Consider the following 16,557-nt stretch of genomic DNA (forward strand, 5'->3'; position numbering starts at 1 on the left):
CGCCGGATCCCCCAGAACTTTCTTTGAGCGCCTGACGGTGCTTGCGCACACGCTGACCTCCCCCGTCGGCGTGGTGCGCCAACCCCCAAAGGAGCTTTCCCATGAACACGATGCTGCGGAAGAGCGTTCTCGGTATTGCTGGTCTGGCCTTCACCGGTGGTGTGTTCGCCGGTCCGATCGCCGCCCACGCCGCCGAGCCGGTGCAGGGCAGCAAGCCGGTCGCCGTGTCGGTGCAGGGTGCGCAGTCGCACATCGACCTGAACGATGAGCAGACCGCCAACGCCAAGGCGATCATCGCCGCGACGAAGAAGGCCGGTCTGCCGGAGCGGGCGGCGGTCATCTCGATCGCCACGAGCCTGCAGGAGTCGAAGCTGGAGAACCTGGGTCACCTCGGCGACCGCAACGACCATGACTCGCTGGGCCTGTTCCAGCAGCGCCCGTCCAGTGGTTGGGGCACGCCGGAGCAGATCACCGACCCGGAGTACTCGACGCTGGCCTTCCTGAAGGGTCTGAAGCAGGTTGACGGGTGGCAGGACATGCCGCTGACCGAGGCCGCCCAGACCGTGCAGGTCTCGGCCTACCCGGATGCGTACGCGCAGTGGGAGCAGCAGGCCGCCGACATCGTCGCCCACAACTGGAACAGCTGACACACGCACGAAGGCCGGCACCCGAGCGGGTGCCGGCCTTCGGCGTATCCGGGTCAGGCCGGAGGCAGGACGAGCGTCCAGGTGGTGGTGGTCGTGCTGGCCGCCGCGCCCACTGCCGCCAGTCCGCCGTAGGTGCCGGTCGGCACGCTGCTGCCCGAGTCGGCGAGGAGCGCGGTCACCCGCCCGCCGCCGGTCTGGGAGCTGTTGCTGCGTACCTCGACGCCGGCCGGCGGGGTGAGCGCCGTGGACAGGCCGTCCCCGTGCATCCAGTACGACACCGCCCAGCTCTGGCCGGCGGTCACCGGCGCGTTCGGGGTGATCCGGGTGGCGGTGCTGGCCGGGTCGGTGGCCCTGGCGAAGGCCGGCGCGCTGGGCGCGACCCCCCGGTACGCGGCCACGATCAGGTTGCCCTTGGACTGGGCGTCGAGGGTGACGCGTACCGCCGAGCCGGCGTCTCCCGCGGCGGCGACCTTCCACCAGGCGGTGGTGGTGGCGTAGCCGCCGTCGAGCCGGTCGAGGCGGGTCCAGCCGGTGACCCCGGTCGGCTCGCCGGTGCCGGTGTGGGTGTTCTGGCTGAGCAGGAGCAGCAGGGTGTCGCCCGGTTGGACTGTCGACGGCACGGTCACCGTGTGGCTGGTCCAGTTGGCGTTGGCGGTGGCCTGGCCGACGAAGGAGATCCGCTCGGGCACCGGCGCGACGGTGACGTCGACTGTCGCGGTGCCGGTGGCGCCGCGGTCGTCGGTGACCGTGAGGGTGACCGGGTAGGTGCCGGCAGCCGCGTACGTGTGCGAGGTGGTCGGCACGGAGACGGTGTCGTCGGTGGACCCGTCGCCGAAGTCCCAGCGGTGGTCCTGGATCGCGCCGTCGGCGTCGGTGGAGCCGGCGCCGCTGAAGGCGCAGACCAGCCCGGAGCAAGTGGGGACGAGCTGGGCCACCGGCGGCTGGTTGGCGGCGCCGCCGGAACCCTTGAGGATCTTCACGTAGTCGATGTCGCCCGCGAAGTAGTCGCAGGTGACCTGCACGCCGTCGCACTGGCTCTTGCCGCCGATGGAGAGCTGCTTGGTGTTCGCGATGGTGCCGGTCGGCCCGGTGAGCCGGCTCATCCGCACCCCGTCGACGTACATCTCGACGTAGGTGGAGGTGCGGTTGCAGGTGACGGTGTGCCACTGGCCGTCGTTGATGGGCACGTCGGTGTAGCCGGTCCGGGAGGCGCCGTCGCCGCCGCGGAACAGGCACTTCGGCTTGCCGTTCGGGGCCTCCAGCTTCCAGTAGCCGCCGACCGTCCCGCCCTGTCCCTTCTGGAGGATGTTCCCGAAGGAGTACGTCGTCCGGTAGCGGATGGTGAACGAGAAGTCCCCGGCGTCCGGGTTGAACTCGGTGCTGTGCGGCACCAGGTCCACGTGGCCCGGGACGTACTCCTGGTCGGTGGGCAGGTGGGTGGCGAACCGGTGCCCGGTGGCGCCGGCGTAGCGGGCGCCGGTCACCACCTCCTCGCCGACGGCGCCGTTACGGCCGTTGCCGCTGCTGTCCTTCAGCACGGTCGCCCCGGCCGGTTCGTCCATGCTCCAGAACGCGACGGTGCGGGTGGCGGTGGCCTGCGCGGGCGCGGCGCCGAGCGCCACCCCCGTGGCCACGAACAGGGCGGCCACGCCCAGCCGGGCGGTTGTGCGCCGCCACCGTCCCTGCCTGACTGACCGCATACGATCGCCTCCCAGCTCCACGGGCCCTCACCCTGTCACGCTGCCGGCCAGCGCTTCCATAACCCGTTGGGCGGATCCGTACCAGGTCCTCCGTGCGGCCGGGCGACCGATGTGGCCAGTGGCCGGCGACCCGGTGGACCGCCGCCGGCGGGAGGCCGGGTGGGCACTGCCCGCCGATCGGCCGGTGCGGACCCGAAAGGGAGAAGGCCCGCCACCGCCTGCGGTGACGAGCCTTGTGTCGCTCGGAAGCTGGTGGGCGATACTGGGTTTGAACCAGTGACCTCTTCCGTGTCAAGGAAGCGCGCTCCCACTGCGCCAATCGCCCGGGCGCTCGCCGGATCGAAGCACCGGCGACGGTCGGCCCGCGAGGGGCGGATCGCGAGCGGACGACGGGATTCGAACCCGCGACCCTCACCTTGGCAAGGTGATGCGCTACCAGCTGCGCTACGTCCGCGTTGTCGCCGGCTCGCGTCGGCGACGGGTGCAACTGTACCCGATGGCAAGATCGCCGCGCGGCGGGGCCCCGGCGGGTCGGGAGCGGGACCGGAGCCGCAAAGGGTGACCGCCGCCACAGGTGGGTGATTGCGCTGCTCGCCGCGGGGGTACTGACTGCTGCGACAGCACAATCGTCCCCCCGAAGGAGGCTGTCGTGGGTATCGGAACGAGCATTTTCCTGATCGCGGTGGGCGCGATCCTCACCTTCGCGCTGGACGCCAGCATCGGCGGGGTCAACCTGGACGTCGTCGGCTGGATCCTGATGGCGGCCGGTGTCCTGGGCCTGATCATGACGACGCTGGTCTGGGGCCGCCGCCGCGAGGTGGTCACCACCGCCGAGCCGGTCGAGTACCGGCGGGTCGAGGAGCGCCGGGACGTGACCCCGCCGCTGTGAGCCACGCCCGACCGGGCCGACGGAGCTGATCGGTCCCCAGTCGCGTACGAAACGGGGGCGCCCGGCGGCGCCCCCGTTTCGCGTACCCCCGGTCAGCGCATCAGGTCGTTGAGCGTGCCGTAGTCGAGCGCGTCGGCCAGCGCGCCGTACGTCCCGGCGGTGAACGCCTCCTCGGCGGCCCGCCGGGCCACCGCGTACGCGGCCTCGGCGACCGAGGAACCGAGGCTCACCCGGGCCACCCCGAGCTTCGCCAGCGCCGCCACCGGCGGGGCCCCCGGCCCGGCCAGCACGTTCAGCGGCGCCGGGATCGCGGCGACCAGGGCGGCCACGGTGTCCGGGTCGACCACCCCGGGCACGAAGATCCCGTCCGCTCCGGCCGCCAGGTACGCCCCGGCCCGCGCCACCGTCTCCTCGATCCCGCCGACGCCGCGCAGGAAGGTGTCGACGCGCGCGTTGACGTACAGCGGGATCCCGGCCCGGTCCGCGGCGGACCGGACGGCGGCCAGCCGGGCGGACTGCTCCTCGACCGGGCGCAGCGGCGCGCCCTCGGCGTGCCGGGCGTCCTCGACGTTCACCCCGACGGCGCCCGCCGCGAGCACCGCGGCAACCGTCGTGGCGACCTCGTCGGCGGTGTCGCCGTACCCGGACTCGATGTCGGCGGTGACCGGCAGCGGCACCGCGGCGGCGACGCGGCGGACGACGTCGACGGCGGTCTCGCGGCCGAGGGCGTCGCCGTCCGGGACGCCGCGGCTCCAGGCGACGCCCGCGCTGGTGGTGGCGACCGCGCGGGCGCCGGCCGCGGCGACGATCCGGGCGCTCGCCGCGTCCCAGGCGTTGACGAGGACCAGCGGCTCGCCGGGGACGTGCAGGGAGCGGAAGTGCAGGGCTCGGGTGTGGTGTTCGTTCACCCGGCCAGTCTCCGGCGGCGGCACCGGCCGCCGTAATGTTTCAGTCCTGGCTGAAACGAAGGGGGCGGTGTGGTCGCGATCGGGCTGTCGGCGGGCGGCGTGGCGCGGGTCCGCTTCGCGCTCTCCTGCCTGTGGGAGGTGGCGGCCGGCGTACGGGTGCTCCGCGACCCGGGCCGGCACGCGATCCACCTGCCGTGGGCCAACCGGGTCCGGCCACGGCTGGCCGAGGTGGGGCTGCTCGACGGCCTGCTGGGGCAGCTCGTCCCGCCCGCGCCGGGTTACCTGCCCGACTTCCTCACCCCGCCGCCGGCCGGCCTCACCCCGGACCTGGACCAGGAGCTGGCGGTGCTCCGCGCCACCCCGCCGCAGACGGTCCGCGCCCAGCTCGATCTCTGTCCCGGCCCCCGACCGGCGGCGGTGGCCGCCCTGTACGCCGACCCGGACGCCGGGCTACGCCGGCTCGCCGAGGAGATCGCCACGTACTGGCGGCTGGCCGTGGCCCGCGACTGGCCCCGGATCCGGGCGGTGCTCGACGCCGAGGTGTTCCACCGGGCGCGGCGGCTGGCCGAGGACGGCGCGGCCGGGCTCCTCAACGACCTGCACGAGCGGGTCCGCTGGGAGGGCGACGCCCTGCTGATCAGCCAGCGCCACTGCGACGCCCCGGACGTGCCGGACGGCAGCGGGCTGGTCCTGGTGCCCTCGGTCTTCGTCTGGCCGTCGGTGCTCAGCATCGCGGCCGGCGACGTCCCGCAGCTGGCCTACCCGGCGCGGGGAGTCGGCGGCCTCTGGGAGTGCCCGGCGGAGGCCCCGGACGCGCTGGGCGCGGTGCTCGGCCGGGGCCGGGCGCGGCTGCTCGCCGCGCTGGACACGCCGCGGTCGACGACCGAGCTGGCCCGGCGTACCGGACTGTCGCCGGCCGGGGTGTCGCAGCACCTCACCGCGCTGCGGGCGGCCGGGCTGGTGGTGACGCACCGGCAGGGCCGGTCGCTGCTGAGCAGCCGGACGGCCGTCGCGGAGGCGCTGCTGGGCGCGTCCGCGTGACGGGCCGGACAATGCGAGAGGCCGTGTCGAATGATCGACACGGCCTCTGCGCTGGTGGGCGATACTGGGTTTGAACCAGTGACCTCTTCCGTGTCAAGGAAGCGCGCTCCCACTGCGCCAATCGCCCTCGCTCAACTGCCGAGGTGGAGACGGGATTTGAACCCGTGTACACGGCTTTGCAGGCCGTTGCCTCGCCTCTCGGCCACTCCACCGAGGTTGCCCCCGACATGCGTGGCGGCAGATCCGAGCGGACGACGGGATTCGAACCCGCGACCCTCACCTTGGCAAGGTGATGCGCTACCAGCTGCGCTACGTCCGCGTGCCCCCGGAGTTATCCGGTGACGGATGAGAACTTTAGCCGAGGCCGGGAAGGGTTGCCAAATCGGGTCCCCTTTCGGGCGCGTCCGGGTGACGGGATCTCCGTCGCCCGGAGCTTCCTAGGAGCCTGGGTAAGGTCTGGCGGAGGGCCGGGCGGGCCGCCGACCTGCGGATACGGCCAACCGACCCGCCGTCGGAGCACTGTCCGGGATCCGACTGTCGTACGGCAGACCGGCCGCTTCGGTAACTCCTCGTGGTCATTCGGATGGGCTACGGTAACCAACGTGACGAGACGTGCCGCCGAGATCCGCCTGGACGCGCTACTGCGCACGGCCTGTGAGGTGATCGCGGAACGGGGACTCGCCAACACGCGCACGGCCGACGTGGCCGAGGCCGCCGGGGTCAGCCAGGCCCTGGTCTTCTACCACTTCGCCACCAAGGACCGGCTGCTCGCGCAGGCGTTCGCCTACGCCGTCGAGCAGGACCTGAACCGGCTCGACACGGTGGTCCGCTCCAGCGCCCCGCCGCTGACCAAGCTCCGCCGGATGCTCCGCCTCTACGCCCCTACCGGCCGGTCGACCTCCTGGTCGATGTGGATCGACGGCTGGGCGGAGTCGCTGCGCACCCCGGAGCTGGAGAAGCTCTCCCGCCGGCTGGACCTGCGGTGGCGACGCGACCTCGCCACGGTGATCACCGACGGGGTGACCGAGGGCACCTTCGACTGCCCCGACCCGGCCGGCGCGGCCTGGCGGATCAGCGCCGTGATGGACGGCCTCGCCGTGCAGCTCGCGGTGCACGAACGGGTCATCACCCGCCGGCAGATCGCCGAGTGGGTCCGCCTCGTCGCGGCCCGCGAGCTGGGTCTGGAGCCGGCCCAGCTGGACTGAGCGCGCCCGGTCCGGCGGCGGCGGCGCGACGCTCCCGCAGCCGGTCCCGGGCCGGCGGGTGGACGTTGGCCAGCTCCAGGTCGCCGCCGTAGTGGGCGAGCACCCGGTGGTCCATCACCCGCCGCCAGACCGGCGGCAGCAGCGCGGCGACCACCATGGTGGCGTAGCCGGCGGGCAGCTGCGGGGAGGCGTCGAAGCTGCGCAGCGCCTGGTAGCGGCGCAACGGGTTGGCGTGGTGGTCGCTGTGCCGCTGGAGTTGGAAGAGGAAGACGTTGGTGACCGTGCGGTCGCTGTTCCAGCTGTGCCGGGGATCGACCTTCTCGTAGCGGCCGGCGGCGGTGCGCTGCCGGGCCAGCCCGTAGTGCTCCAGGTAGTTGACCACCTCCAGCAGGGAGAAGCCGACCACCGCCTGGAGCGCGAGGAAGACCAGCACCCCGGGGCCGAAGGCGACCGCCAGCACGGCGTAGAGCAGCACGGTCATGGCCCAGGCGTTGAGCACGTCGTTGCGCCAGGTCCACGGGGAACGGCCCCGCAGGCGCAACCGGCCGCTCTCCAGCCGCCAGGCCGAGCGCAGGCTCCCCCAGACCGTACGCGGCCAGAACGCCCAGAACGTCTCGCCCAGCCGGGAACTGGCCGGGTCCTCCGGGGTGGCGACCCGGGTGTGGTGACCCCGGTTGTGCTCGACGTGGAAGTGCCCGTAGCCGGTCGGCGCGAGGGCGATCCGGGAGAGCCACCGTTCCGCCGTCTCGCGCTTGTGGCCCAGCTCGTGGGCGGTGTTGATGGCGATGCCGTCGACCACCCCGACGGTGGCGACCAGGCCGGCGGCGGCCGGCCAGGACAGCCCGCCGTACGTCCACACGGCACAGCAGAGCACCAGCGCCGCGTACTGGGCAGGCAGGTAGAGGTAGGTGAGCCAGCGGTAGTAGCCGTCGGCCTGGAGCGCCGGGACCACCTCCTCCGGCGGGTTCTCCCGGTCGTCGCCGATGAGCAGGTCGACCACGGGGATGACGCCGAAGACCACCGCCGGGGTGAGCCACCAGGCCCACCCGGCGCCGGTCGCGTGCCAGAGCGACCAGGCGATGAAGGGCAGCGCGGGAACGAGCAGGGCGAGTGGCCAGAGCGGCTTGCGGGTGTCCCGCCAGGGGGCGGTGTCGGTGCCCATCGTCAGCCTCCGATCCGTGAACTCCTGCCCAGACTGTGGCAGCCGTCACGCCGTTTTACAAGAGGCCAGTTTTTGTAAAGTGCTACCACGGCCCACGGGCAGGCCGCTCGAACTCCCGCGCCTCGGGGGCCGGGCGCAGCAGGCGCCGCATCCGCAGCAGCAGCCCCGCACCGAGGAAGACCAGCAGCCCGCCGAGGAGGAAGGCACCCTGGACCACACCGAAACCGCCCGAGGTGGACACCGGCCGGCCCGCCGCGCCGGGCGGCGGCGGCTCGACCACCGCCGCCTCGCTCGACGGCTCGTCCGTGATCGGCTCTTCGGTGGCCGGGTCGGTCGGCTCGGCGCTGGACGGGGTGGGCTCCGGCGTCGCCTCGGTCGGCTCGGCCGTCGCCTCCCACCCCACCACCCCGCGGGCGGCGGTCTGCCGGGCCAGCAGGCGCAACCCCGGGTCGTACGCCTCGGCGGCGAAGCTCACCCGCCCGCGGCCCACGTCCTCGGCGAAGGCCACCCGGTAGCGGGCCGTGACGGTGCGGCCCGGGCACAGCAGGCCCGGGTCCAGGTCGCGGTCGGTGAGCCGGGCGGTGTCCCCCTCGGTGCGGATCTCCAGCGGGAAGGAGCCGCTGTCCTCCACCCGGTCCACCTTCACCTGGTCCAGCCGCAGTCCCTGCACCCGCAGCAGCATCGACCAGCGCACCTTGACGCAGCCGCCCCCGTCGGAGCGGGACACCACGGCGGAGAGCGTCTCCACCCGGTCCCCGGCGGTGAACTCGTCCGGCAGGCCGCTCAGCTGCGTCGAGAAGGCGGCCGCCGCCCCGGCCGGCACGGCCGAGCCGAGCCCGGCCCCCGCCAGACAGGTCAGCACCACCCCGATCCGCAGCGCGTACCGCCACCCGCTCACCACCGTCTCCTCCCGTCGGCCGCGTCCACTCAGGAACGCTAGGAGCGCCACGGGCGCCCCGGTAGACGGGCGTGTTCGCACGAACCGCCAACATCGGGACCCGTTCTCACCCAGGGTGGTGAACCGGTCACGGCCGCACCGCGACACGCCCGGGATCGCCCGACGGCCCACTCCCGGGGTACGACAGAATCACCAGGTGTCCGACCTGTCCGCGGCCTTCGTCCGGCTGCACGCCCGGCTCACCCCTGTCGCCTTCGTCCCCGAGGTGCGGCTGCACCAGGCCGACGAGCCGATCGGCCTCTGGGAGCTGACCGAGGGCGAGTTCCGCAGCGCCCAACCACCGCCCTTCTGGGCGTTCGCCTGGGCGGGTGGCCAGGCCCTCGCCCGCTACGTCACCGACCACCCCGAGCTGGTCGCCGGCCGCCGGGTGCTCGACCTCGCCTCCGGCTCCGGCCTGGTCGCCATCGCCGCCGCTCGGGGCGGTGCGGCAAGCGTCCGGGCCGTCGAGGTGGACGAGCGGGCCGTGGCGGCCGTCGCGCTCAACGCCGAGGCCAACGGGGTACGCGTCGACGCCGAACTCGGCGACATCCTGGACGGCGACGCCGGAGGCGCCGAGGTGGTGCTGGCCGGTGACGTCTTCTACAGCGAGGCGATGGCCCGCCGGATGCTGCGCTTCCTCCTCCGGGCCGCCCGGTCCGGGGCCCGGGTGCTGGTCGGCGACCCCGGCCGGGCGTTCCTGCCCCGCGAGCGCTTCCACGAGCTGGCCGCGTACGAGGTGCCGGTGCCGGAGGCGCTGGAGAGCGTACGGGTGAAGCACACCACCGTCTGGGAGCTGGACCCGGCTCCGCCGGGAGCCGCCCGCTAGCGTGACGCCGTGCTGTTCCGGGGCTGGGGGGAGTCCGTCGACGGTCCGTGGCCCGACGCGGCCGCCGTGGTCGACCACGTCGGCGTGCCGCACCTGGTGGTGACCCGGCACGCGCTGGTCCGGCGGCTGCTCACCGACCCGGAGACGTTCCGGCCGGACAACGCCCTCGACGCGGTGACCCCGATACCGGTGGCCGCGCTGCGGGTGCTCGCCGGGCACCGGTTCCGGCTGCCGCCGACGCTCGCGAACAACGCGTCGGCCAGCCACCCGGAGATCCGCGCGATCGTCGCCGAGGCGCTGCACCCGGACCGCGTGGCCGCCCAGCAGCCGTGGCTCACCGACCTGGTCCGGGAGCGGGTGACCCGGCTCGCCGCGGCCCTCGCCGCGGGCGAGCCCGTCGACCTGTACGCCGGGCTCGCCGCCGACCTGCCGCTGCTGGTGCTGGCCCGGTTGGTCGAGCTGCCGGACGCCCCGGTCGGCGCGGTCAAGGACTTCGCCCGGGCCGCCCTGGAGCTGTTCTGGGCGCCCCTGGACGGGACCCGGCAGCTCGCCCTCGCCGCCGAGGTGGGCCGGTTCCACACCGTGCTCCGCGCGTTCGCCGCCACCGGGGGCGGGCTGGCCGCCCGGCTGCGCGCCGCCGGGCACTCCCCCGACGTGGTGGTCGGCGCGCTGTTCTTCCTGCTGGTCGCCGGCCAGGAGACCACCTCGCAGTTCCTCACCCTGCTGCTGCACCGGCTGGCCGGCGAGCCGGCCGTGCGGGCCGGCCTGCGCGCCGGCGAGATCCGCGTCGCCGACGTGGTCGAGGAGGGGCTGCGGCTGGAGCCGCCGATCGTCACCTGGCGGCGGGTGGCCGCCGTCGACACCACCCTCGGCGAGGTCGAGGTACCGGCCGGCACCAGCATCGTCGCCTGGCTGGCCCGGGCCGGCCGGGACCCGGCCGTGGTGGCCGCGCCCGGCGAGTTCCGGCCCGGCCAGCGCGGCTCCCGCCGGCACCTGGCCTTCGGGGCCGGCCCGCACCGGTGCGTCGGGGCGCACCTGGCCCGAATGGAGGCGGCCGTCGTGGTGGCCGAGGCCGCCACGCTGCTCGACGGGGTGACAGTGGTCCGCCCGCCGTGGTGCCCGGACAATCTCACCTTCCGGATGCCCGACGCGTTCGTGGTCCGCCGGACCTGACGAAAGTCAGGGCCGGCCGGTGCCCATCGGTGGCGGTGCGCCACCCCCTCCGCTCCCTACCGTCGGCGCATGATCACACTTCGTGGGTTGACGAAACGGTTCGGCGCGGCCACCGCGGTCGACGACCTGACCGTCGAGATCCGACCGGGGCAGGTGACCGGCTTCCTCGGCCCGAACGGCGCGGGCAAGTCCACCACCATGCGGATGGTGCTCGGGCTCGACCGGCCGACCGCCGGGCAGGCCCTGGTCAACGGCCGGCCGTACCTTGAGCTGCGGCACCCGCTGCACGAGGTCGGCGCGCTGCTCGACGCCACCGGCGTGCACCCGGCCCGCTCCGGCCGGGCGCACCTGGTGGCCATGGCCCGCAGCAACGGGATCCCGGGCCGGCGGGTGGACGAGGTGCTGGACCTGGTCGGGCTGGACGGGCGGGCCGCCGGCAAGCCGGGACGCGCGCTGTCGCTGGGCATGGGCCAGCGGCTCGGCATCGCCGGGGCGCTGCTCGGCGACCCGCCCGTGCTGCTGCTCGACGAGCCGGTCAACGGGCTCGACCCCGATGGGGTGCGGTGGATCCGCCGGTTCACCCGGGGCCTCGCCGACGAGGGCCGCACCGTGCTGATCTCCAGCCACCTCATGAGCGAGATGCAGCAGACCGCCGACCGGGTCGTGGTGCTCGGCCGGGGCCGGCTGGTCGCCGACGCGCCGCTCGCCGAGCTGATCGCCGCCCGCCCGGCCAGCTCGGTCCGGGTACGCGGGCCCGAGCCCGCCGGCCTCGCGGCGCTGGAGGCGCGGCTGGCCGCCGAGGGGGCGACTGTCGACGCCGACGGGGACGGGCTGACCGTCACGGGCGTCACGGCCGGCCGGGTCGGTGACCTCGCGTACGAGCTGGGGGTGCGGTTGCACGAGCTGACCCCGGTGGCGGCCTCCCTGGAGGAGGCGTTCCTGGAACTGACCGCCGGCAGCGTGGAGTACGCGGCCGGCCCGACCGGAGGCGAGACCCGATGACCGCGCTGCCCACCCGCACCCCGACCCGGCCGGCGTCCCGGCCCGCCCCCGCCCGCGGCCCGTTCACCGGCGCCGTGGCCGCCGAGTGGACCAAGCTCTGGTCGGTCCGGTCCACCTGGTCAACGCTGCTGGCCGCCACGCTGACCATGGCCGCCACCGCCGGCCAGCTCGCCATCTACGCGGTCAACGCCAACACCGACGACGACCCGGGCGTGAACCCCGGCATCGTCGACGTCGGCGAGGTGGTCACCGGCGCGCTGGACCTGACCCAGTACGTGGTGCTCGCCCTCGGCCTCTTCGCGATCACCAGCGAGTTCGCCACCGGCACGATCCGCACCACGCTGCGCTGCACCCCGTCGCGGGGGCGGGTGCTGGCGGCCAAGGCCGTCGTGGTCGGCGTGGTGACGTTCCTGGCCGGGCTGCTCCTCGGCGCGGTCGGCGCGGCGGTCGCCCGGCCGGTGCTCGGCGAGTGGGGCCGCGTCCCGCTGGGCGGCACCGTGGGCGACGTCGTCGCCTCGGCCGCGTACCTCGCGCTCGCGGGCGTGCTGGCGCTGGGGCTGGCGGCGGCGCTGCGCGGCGCGGTGCTCACCCTGACCGTCCTGTTGGCGCTGCTCATGATCGTCCCGCTGTCCCTCCAGGAGCCGGGGATCACCGTGCTCACCCGGATCGCCGACGCGTTCCCCGGGGTGGCCGGCACCCACTTCCTCGCCGGGGACACCGAGCCCTACCCGGCGGCGGTCGGGCTGCTGGTGCTCGCCGGGTGGGCCGGGGCCGCGCTGGCGCTGGGCCGTTGGGCGCTGCGCCGCCGGGACGCGTGAGCGGGGCGGGGCTGGTCAGCCGGTCGGCGGGACCAGCCCCGCCTCGTACGCGAGGATCGCCGCCTGCACCCGGTTGCGCACGTCCAGCCGGGTGAAGATGCTGGTCAGGTAGCTCTTCACGGTGCCCTCGACGAGGTGCAGCCGGCGGGCGATCTCGGCGTTGGACAGGCCCGCCCCGACCAGGGCGAGCACCTCCCGCTCCCGGTCGGTCAACCCGGCCAGCCGGTCCCGCGCGTACGGGCCGCGGGCCAGCCGGCCGCCGCTGAGCTCGATGACCCGGCGCGCCACCCGCGGCGACAGGTACGCCCCGCCGTCGGCCACCGCGCGGAGGCCCGCCAGCAGCTCCCGGGGATCGCCGGACTTCAGCAGGAACCCGCTCGCCCCGTGACCGAGTGCCCGGGAGATCAGGTCGTCGTCGCCGAACGTGGTGAGCATGACGCTGGCGGTCTCCGGCACCAGCCGCCGGATCTCCGCCGCCGCGGCCAGCCCGTCCTGCCGGGGCATCCGGATGTCCAGCAGCGCCACCCGGGGCCGGTGCGCCCGCACCAGCTCCACGGCCGCGTGGCCGTCGCCCGCCTCGCCCACCACCTCGATGCCCGGGTCGGCGGCCAGGATGGCCCGCACCCCGGCGCGGACCATCGCCTCGTCGTCGGCGAGCACCACCCGCAGGGGGCGCCCGTGGTCGTCGCTCACTGCGCGATCTTCTCCTTGCTGACCAGCCGGCCGTCGGCGAAGCAGAGCCGCCAGGTCGGCTCGGCGAACGGGAAGTTCCCGTCGGTGTAGAACTCGCAGCCCGCCGGGGCGCCCCCGGCCGGCGGGTCGGCCTGCCGGCGGGGCAGCCCGAGGGCGTCCCGCTCCTCGCCGAGGCGCAGCCGCTCGTAGCCGGACCGGTCGAGGACCGCGCCCGCCGTGGCGAGCGGGTAGTAGACGAGCGCCAGCACCAGGGCGAGACCGGCCGGGGCGCCGAACGCCACCAGCAGGCTCCGCCGGGCCCGCCGCCGCGCCTCCCGCAGCCGCCGTGCCGCGTCACCGGGGCGGTCGGCCGGGCCCGTCCCGTCGCCGTCCCGGAGGCCGTCGTCCGGCTCACCGGCCGCGCTGGTGAGGCCGCCGGCTCGGCCGGTGCCAGGGCCGGCCACGGTTGGCAGGGCGGGGCCGTCGGGTCGGTCGGCCTCGTCAGCGGCCGCGGCGGGCGCCGTCAGCGGCAGGTGTGCCGCCACCGCGAAGCCTCCACCCCGGGGGCCCGCGTCCAGCGTGCCCCCGGCCAGGCGGACCCGCTCGCGCAGGGCGAGCAGCCCCGAGCCGTGCGACGCCGGCCCGGGCAGCGGTCCGTTCGGCGCCGGCCCGTTGACGACCGACACCGCCACCTCCCCGCCCGCCCGATCCACGGTGACCGTGACCGGGGCGCCGGGGGCGTAGCGGGCCGCGTTGGTCAGCGCCTCGCGGACCACCCGGTGCACGGCGTGCGCGACAAGCGGGGGCAGGTCGCCGGCAGCGGGGTCGGACCGCAGCTCCACCGACAGCCCGGCGTCGCGGGCGCCGTCGACCAGTTCCGCCACGCTCTCGCCGGCCGGCCGCAGCGACCCGGACCGTTCCTCGCGGAGCACGCCGATGATGTCGTGCAGCCGCTCGGTGGCCGTGGCCACGCTGGCCCGCAGTTCGCCGGCCGCCGCCCGGTGCGCGGGTGGCAGGTCGGTCGCCAGTTCCAGCGCGGCGGCGCGCAGCGCGATGAGGCTCAGGTCGTGCCCGAGCGAGTCGTGCATGTCCTGGGCGATGCGGGCGCGTTCGCGCAGCCGTACCCGCTCCACCGCGGCCCGCCGCTCCCGCTCCTCGGCCTCGGCGTGCCGCGCCCCGGCCTCGGCGAGCGCCCGCTGTTGCCGGCGCAGCCGGCCGAGCAGCCAGGGGAACACCCCGGCGAACAGCAGGACCGAGGCGAGCAGGAACCAGGTGGCCGGGTTGGTGCCGAGCAGCCCGAGGTTGACCGCGGTGCCGGCGACCGCGACGGCCGCGAAGCCGGCGGCCACCCGGCCGGCGCCGGCGCTGCGCCGCCCGGCCAGGTAGCTGAACACCGGGATGGCGAAGACGAAGTTGCCGTCGACAAGCGAGCCGAGCACCACCGCGAGCAGCGCCGCGAGGGGCCACCGGCGGCCGAACGCCACCGCGAGGCCGAGCAGCGCCAGCGAGCCGACCAGCAGCGGCACGGCGTGGCGCGGCCAGGGCGGGGTGAGCCCGGCGTACGCCACCGGGGCCGCGACCACGGCCCAGAGCAGCAGGTCACCGGCCCGGCGCCGGACGGCCGGCGGGGTTGGCTGCGCTTCCACGGCGGCCAGGCTACCCACGGCCGGAAGGGCCGGACACCGACGAAAGTCAGGTGCTCAGCTGATCTCCTCGGCCCAGGCGCGCCAGTCGTCGAGGACGCCGTAGAGCGCCGGGGTGAGCCAGCCCGGTGCGGACCGGCGGAACACCCCCGGGTCCATCCCGCCGGCGCCCATCGGCACCGCCCCCAGCAGGTTCGGCACCAGGTCGGACAGGTTGAGCCAGTGCACCAGCTCCGGCTCGGCCGGCCAGGCGCCGATCACCACGCCGGCCGGGATGGCCCGTCGTTCCAGGGCCTCCAGGGTCAGCGCCGTGTGGTTGAGCGTGCCCAGCCCGGCGCGGGCCACCACCACGGCCGGCGCGCCCAGCGACACCGCGAGGTCGGCCACCGTCCAGGGCTCGCCCGACGGGCGCAGACCCATGGGTACGAGCAGCCCGCCGGCCCCCTCGACGAGCACCAGGTCGTGCTTGTCGGCCTCCTCGCGGACGGCGTCGACAGCGGTGTAGAGCTCCAGCGGCTCCAGCTCGGCGACCCGGGCCGCGGCGAGCGGGGCGAGCGGGTCCGGGTAGCTGGCCAGGGTCCGGCCGGTGAGCGGGGCGGCCAGCCGGTTCACCGAGTCGACGTCGCCGGGGTCGCCGGTGGCCGTACCCGTCTGGCCGGGTTTGACCACCGCGACCCGCAGCCCGGCGGCCTGCGCGGCGGCGGCGATCGCCGCGGTCACCACGGTCTTGCCCACCTCGGTGTCCGTGCCGGTCACCAGCACCGGCCCGGTCCAGCCGTTCGTCATGGTGCACACTCCACGATCACGTCCAGGGCCCGTTCGAAGTCGGCCCGGTCGACCCCGGCGCTGATGGTCAGCCGCAGCCGGGACCGGCTGTCCGGGGTGGACGGCGGCCGGAAGCAGCCCACCGCCACGCCCCGGTCCCGGCAGTCGGCCGCCCAGGCGGTCGCCGCCTCCGGACCGGGCGCGGTCACCGAGACCACCGCACCGTCCGGGGCGGAGACCTCCAGCCCGGCCGCACCCAGCCGGCGCACGGCGAGGGCGGCCCGCTCGGCCAGCTCGGCGCGCAGGCCGTCGCCGGCCCGGGCCAACCGCACGGCGGCGCGTACCCCGGCCACCACGGCCGGCGGCGGCGCGGTGTCGAAGATGAAGGTGCGGCCGGTCTCCACGAGGTGCCGGACGAACTCCGCCGGCCCGGCCACCACACCGCCCGCCCCGCCGAGCGCCTTGGACAGGGTCGCTGTCACCACCACGTCGGGCTCGCCGGCCAGCCCGGCCGCGGCCACCCCACCGGCTCCGGCCGGCCCGGTGACGCCGAGCGCGTGCGCGTCGTCGACAAGCAGCAGCGCGCCGTGCCGGCGGGCCACGGCGTGCAGCGCCGCGAGGGGGGCGAGGTCGCCGTCGACGGAGAAGACCGACTCGGTCACCACCACCGCGGGGCGGCCCGGGGCGGCGGCCAGCGCGGCCGCCACCGCGTCGACGTCGGCGTGCGGAGTGACGATCGTCTCGGCACCGGAGATCCGGCAGCCGTCGATCAGCGAGGCGTGGTTGTGGGCGTCGGAGACCAGCAGCGTACGGGGCTGCACCAGGCCCCGGACGGCGGCGAGGTTGGCCAGGTAGCCGGAGGAGAAGACAAGCGCCCGGTCGACGCCGAGCCACTCGGCCAGGTCGTCCTCGAGGGCGTGGTGCGGGTCGGTGGAGCCGCGCACCAGGCGCGAGCCGGTGGCGCCCAGCCCGTACGCCGACAGCGCCTGACCGGCCGCGGCGGTGACCTCCGGATGGGTGGCCAGGCCGAGGTAGTCGTTGCCGGCCAGGTCGACCACGGCGTCGCCGGCGGCGCGGGGGCGCAGCGTGCGGGTGAGCCCCGCCTTCGCGCGCAGCTCGGCGCGGCGGTCCAGGGCCGCCAGCCAGTCCGCCACCGTCACGTCCCTTTC

At 75.3% G+C, this 16,557-nt stretch carries 16 protein-coding genes and 5 tRNA genes; 8 read left to right on the forward strand and 13 right to left on the reverse strand.

Features of this window, described 5'->3' with window-relative positions; translation table 11 throughout:
• Positions 1–101: 101 nt before the first annotated feature.
• Entirely contained in the window at positions 102–647 is a 546-nt protein-coding gene (locus GA0070603_RS11355) for a hypothetical protein (RefSeq protein ID WP_091311490.1), read from the forward strand.
• 53 nt (positions 648–700) lie between these two features.
• Here GA0070603_RS11355 and GA0070603_RS11360 read toward each other — a convergent pair whose 3' ends face one another.
• From GA0070603_RS11360 to GA0070603_RS11370, 3 genes are all read right to left on the reverse strand, one after another.
• Positions 701–2,347 (reverse strand): PKD domain-containing protein, encoded by a 1,647-nt coding sequence (locus GA0070603_RS11360; RefSeq protein WP_091311493.1) that lies wholly within the window; start codon positions 2,345–2,347, stop codon positions 701–703.
• A gap of 250 nt (positions 2,348–2,597) precedes the next feature.
• A tRNA-Val gene (locus GA0070603_RS11365) sits at positions 2,598–2,672 on the reverse strand.
• A gap of 56 nt (positions 2,673–2,728) precedes the next feature.
• Positions 2,729–2,801: transfer RNA gene (locus GA0070603_RS11370), tRNA-Gly, on the reverse strand.
• Positions 2,802–2,996: 195 nt separating this feature from the next.
• Here GA0070603_RS11370 and GA0070603_RS11375 point away from each other — a divergent pair.
• Positions 2,997–3,236: a DUF6458 family protein gene (locus GA0070603_RS11375; protein ID WP_091311496.1), complete on the forward strand. Its 240-nt coding sequence runs from the start codon at positions 2,997–2,999 to the stop codon at positions 3,234–3,236.
• Between the two features lie 92 nt (positions 3,237–3,328).
• Here GA0070603_RS11375 and GA0070603_RS11380 read toward each other — a convergent pair whose 3' ends face one another.
• Positions 3,329–4,144, reverse strand: coding sequence for an isocitrate lyase/PEP mutase family protein (locus GA0070603_RS11380; RefSeq protein WP_091321834.1), 816 nt, complete (start codon positions 4,142–4,144; stop codon positions 3,329–3,331).
• A gap of 69 nt (positions 4,145–4,213) precedes the next feature.
• Between GA0070603_RS11380 and GA0070603_RS11385 the strand changes: the two genes are divergently transcribed.
• Positions 4,214–5,185 carry an ArsR/SmtB family transcription factor gene (locus GA0070603_RS11385; protein WP_208862866.1) on the forward strand — a complete coding sequence of 324 codons (972 nt, stop codon included), beginning with the start codon at positions 4,214–4,216 and terminating at the stop codon, positions 5,183–5,185.
• Between the two features lie 52 nt (positions 5,186–5,237).
• Here the strand turns inward: GA0070603_RS11385 and GA0070603_RS11390 are convergent.
• From GA0070603_RS11390 to GA0070603_RS11400, 3 genes are all read right to left on the reverse strand, one after another.
• Positions 5,238–5,312, reverse strand: a tRNA-Val gene (locus GA0070603_RS11390).
• A 14-nt stretch (positions 5,313–5,326) separates the two neighbouring features.
• Positions 5,327–5,397, reverse strand: a tRNA-Cys gene (locus tag GA0070603_RS11395).
• A gap of 34 nt (positions 5,398–5,431) precedes the next feature.
• Positions 5,432–5,504: transfer RNA gene (locus tag GA0070603_RS11400), tRNA-Gly, on the reverse strand.
• A 283-nt stretch (positions 5,505–5,787) separates the two neighbouring features.
• Here GA0070603_RS11400 and GA0070603_RS11405 point away from each other — a divergent pair.
• Positions 5,788–6,390, forward strand: a complete 603-nt coding sequence (locus GA0070603_RS11405; RefSeq protein ID WP_091311499.1) for a TetR/AcrR family transcriptional regulator — start codon at positions 5,788–5,790, stop codon at positions 6,388–6,390.
• On the opposite strand, the gene GA0070603_RS11410 is transcribed toward GA0070603_RS11405, so the two are convergent.
• Together GA0070603_RS11410 and GA0070603_RS11415 are read right to left on the reverse strand one after the other, a co-directional pair.
• A complete protein-coding gene (locus tag GA0070603_RS11410; RefSeq protein ID WP_091311501.1) occupies positions 6,311–7,552 on the reverse strand; it encodes an alkane 1-monooxygenase in 1,242 nt (413 codons plus the stop codon). The two genes, GA0070603_RS11405 and GA0070603_RS11410, sit on opposite strands and share 80 nt — an antisense overlap.
• An 82-nt stretch (positions 7,553–7,634) precedes the next feature.
• Positions 7,635–8,450 (reverse strand): hypothetical protein, encoded by an 816-nt coding sequence (locus GA0070603_RS11415; RefSeq protein ID WP_091311504.1) that lies wholly within the window; start codon positions 8,448–8,450, stop codon positions 7,635–7,637.
• A gap of 196 nt (positions 8,451–8,646) precedes the next feature.
• On the opposite strand from GA0070603_RS11415, the gene GA0070603_RS11420 reads away from it, so the two are divergent.
• The 4 genes from GA0070603_RS11420 to GA0070603_RS11435 all read left to right on the forward strand — a co-directional run bounded on the left by GA0070603_RS11420 (position 8,647) and on the right by GA0070603_RS11435 (position 12,308).
• The gene (locus GA0070603_RS11420; protein WP_091311506.1) at positions 8,647–9,315 is read left to right on the forward strand and encodes a class I SAM-dependent methyltransferase; all 669 of its coding nucleotides are present in this window, start codon (positions 8,647–8,649) and stop codon (positions 9,313–9,315) included.
• 9 nt (positions 9,316–9,324) lie between these two features.
• Complete coding sequence (locus GA0070603_RS11425) at positions 9,325–10,488, forward strand: cytochrome P450 (RefSeq protein ID WP_091311509.1); 1,164 nt, start codon at positions 9,325–9,327, stop codon at positions 10,486–10,488.
• A gap of 69 nt (positions 10,489–10,557) precedes the next feature.
• Entirely contained in the window at positions 10,558–11,490 is a 933-nt protein-coding gene (locus GA0070603_RS11430) for an ABC transporter ATP-binding protein (protein WP_091311512.1), read from the forward strand.
• Complete coding sequence (locus GA0070603_RS11435; protein ID WP_091311515.1) at positions 11,487–12,308, forward strand: ABC transporter permease; 822 nt, start codon at positions 11,487–11,489, stop codon at positions 12,306–12,308. The genes GA0070603_RS11430 and GA0070603_RS11435 overlap by 4 nt, the downstream gene beginning before the upstream one ends.
• 15 nt (positions 12,309–12,323) lie before the next feature.
• On the opposite strand, the gene GA0070603_RS11440 is transcribed toward GA0070603_RS11435, so the two are convergent.
• Genes GA0070603_RS11440 through GA0070603_RS11455 form a run of 4 tightly spaced genes read right to left on the reverse strand, consistent with a single transcriptional unit; the run spans position 12,324 to position 16,542 of the window.
• Positions 12,324–13,001, reverse strand: coding sequence for a response regulator (locus tag GA0070603_RS11440; RefSeq protein WP_091311518.1), 678 nt, complete (start codon positions 12,999–13,001; stop codon positions 12,324–12,326).
• Complete coding sequence (locus tag GA0070603_RS11445; RefSeq protein WP_091321837.1) at positions 12,998–14,626, reverse strand: sensor histidine kinase; 1,629 nt, start codon at positions 14,624–14,626, stop codon at positions 12,998–13,000. The genes GA0070603_RS11440 and GA0070603_RS11445 overlap by 4 nt, the downstream gene beginning before the upstream one ends.
• Before the next feature lie 54 nt (positions 14,627–14,680).
• Entirely contained in the window at positions 14,681–15,409 is a 729-nt protein-coding gene (gene bioD, locus GA0070603_RS11450) for a dethiobiotin synthase (protein ID WP_091311522.1), read from the reverse strand.
• On the reverse strand, positions 15,406–16,542 hold the full coding sequence (locus GA0070603_RS11455) for an 8-amino-7-oxononanoate synthase (protein ID WP_091321839.1): 1,137 nt from the start codon (positions 16,540–16,542) through the stop codon (positions 15,406–15,408). The genes bioD and GA0070603_RS11455 overlap by 4 nt, the downstream gene beginning before the upstream one ends.
• Positions 16,543–16,557 lie beyond the last annotated feature (15 nt).

Origin of the sequence: Micromonospora chersina (genome assembly GCF_900091475.1) — a bacterium.
GTDB lineage: Bacteria > Actinomycetota > Actinomycetes > Mycobacteriales > Micromonosporaceae > Micromonospora > Micromonospora chersina.

Bases quoted from the DNA above. Each gene is read 5' to 3' on its own strand.
- GA0070603_RS11360 (WP_091311493.1), bottom strand. From the start codon at position 2,347: ATGCGGTCAGTCAGGCAGGGACGGTGGCGGCGCACAACCGCCCGGCTG.
- GA0070603_RS11410 (WP_091311501.1), bottom strand. From the start codon at position 7,552: ATGGGCACCGACACCGCCCCCTGGCGGGACACCCGCAAGCCGCTCTGG.
- GA0070603_RS11430 (WP_091311512.1), top strand. From the start codon at position 10,558: ATGATCACACTTCGTGGGTTGACGAAACGGTTCGGCGCGGCCACCGCG.
- bioD (WP_091311522.1), bottom strand. From the start codon at position 15,409: ATGACGAACGGCTGGACCGGGCCGGTGCTGGTGACCGGCACGGACACC.
- GA0070603_RS11355 (WP_091311490.1), top strand. From the start codon at position 102: ATGAACACGATGCTGCGGAAGAGCGTTCTCGGTATTGCTGGTCTGGCC.
- GA0070603_RS11435 (WP_091311515.1), top strand. From the start codon at position 11,487: ATGACCGCGCTGCCCACCCGCACCCCGACCCGGCCGGCGTCCCGGCCC.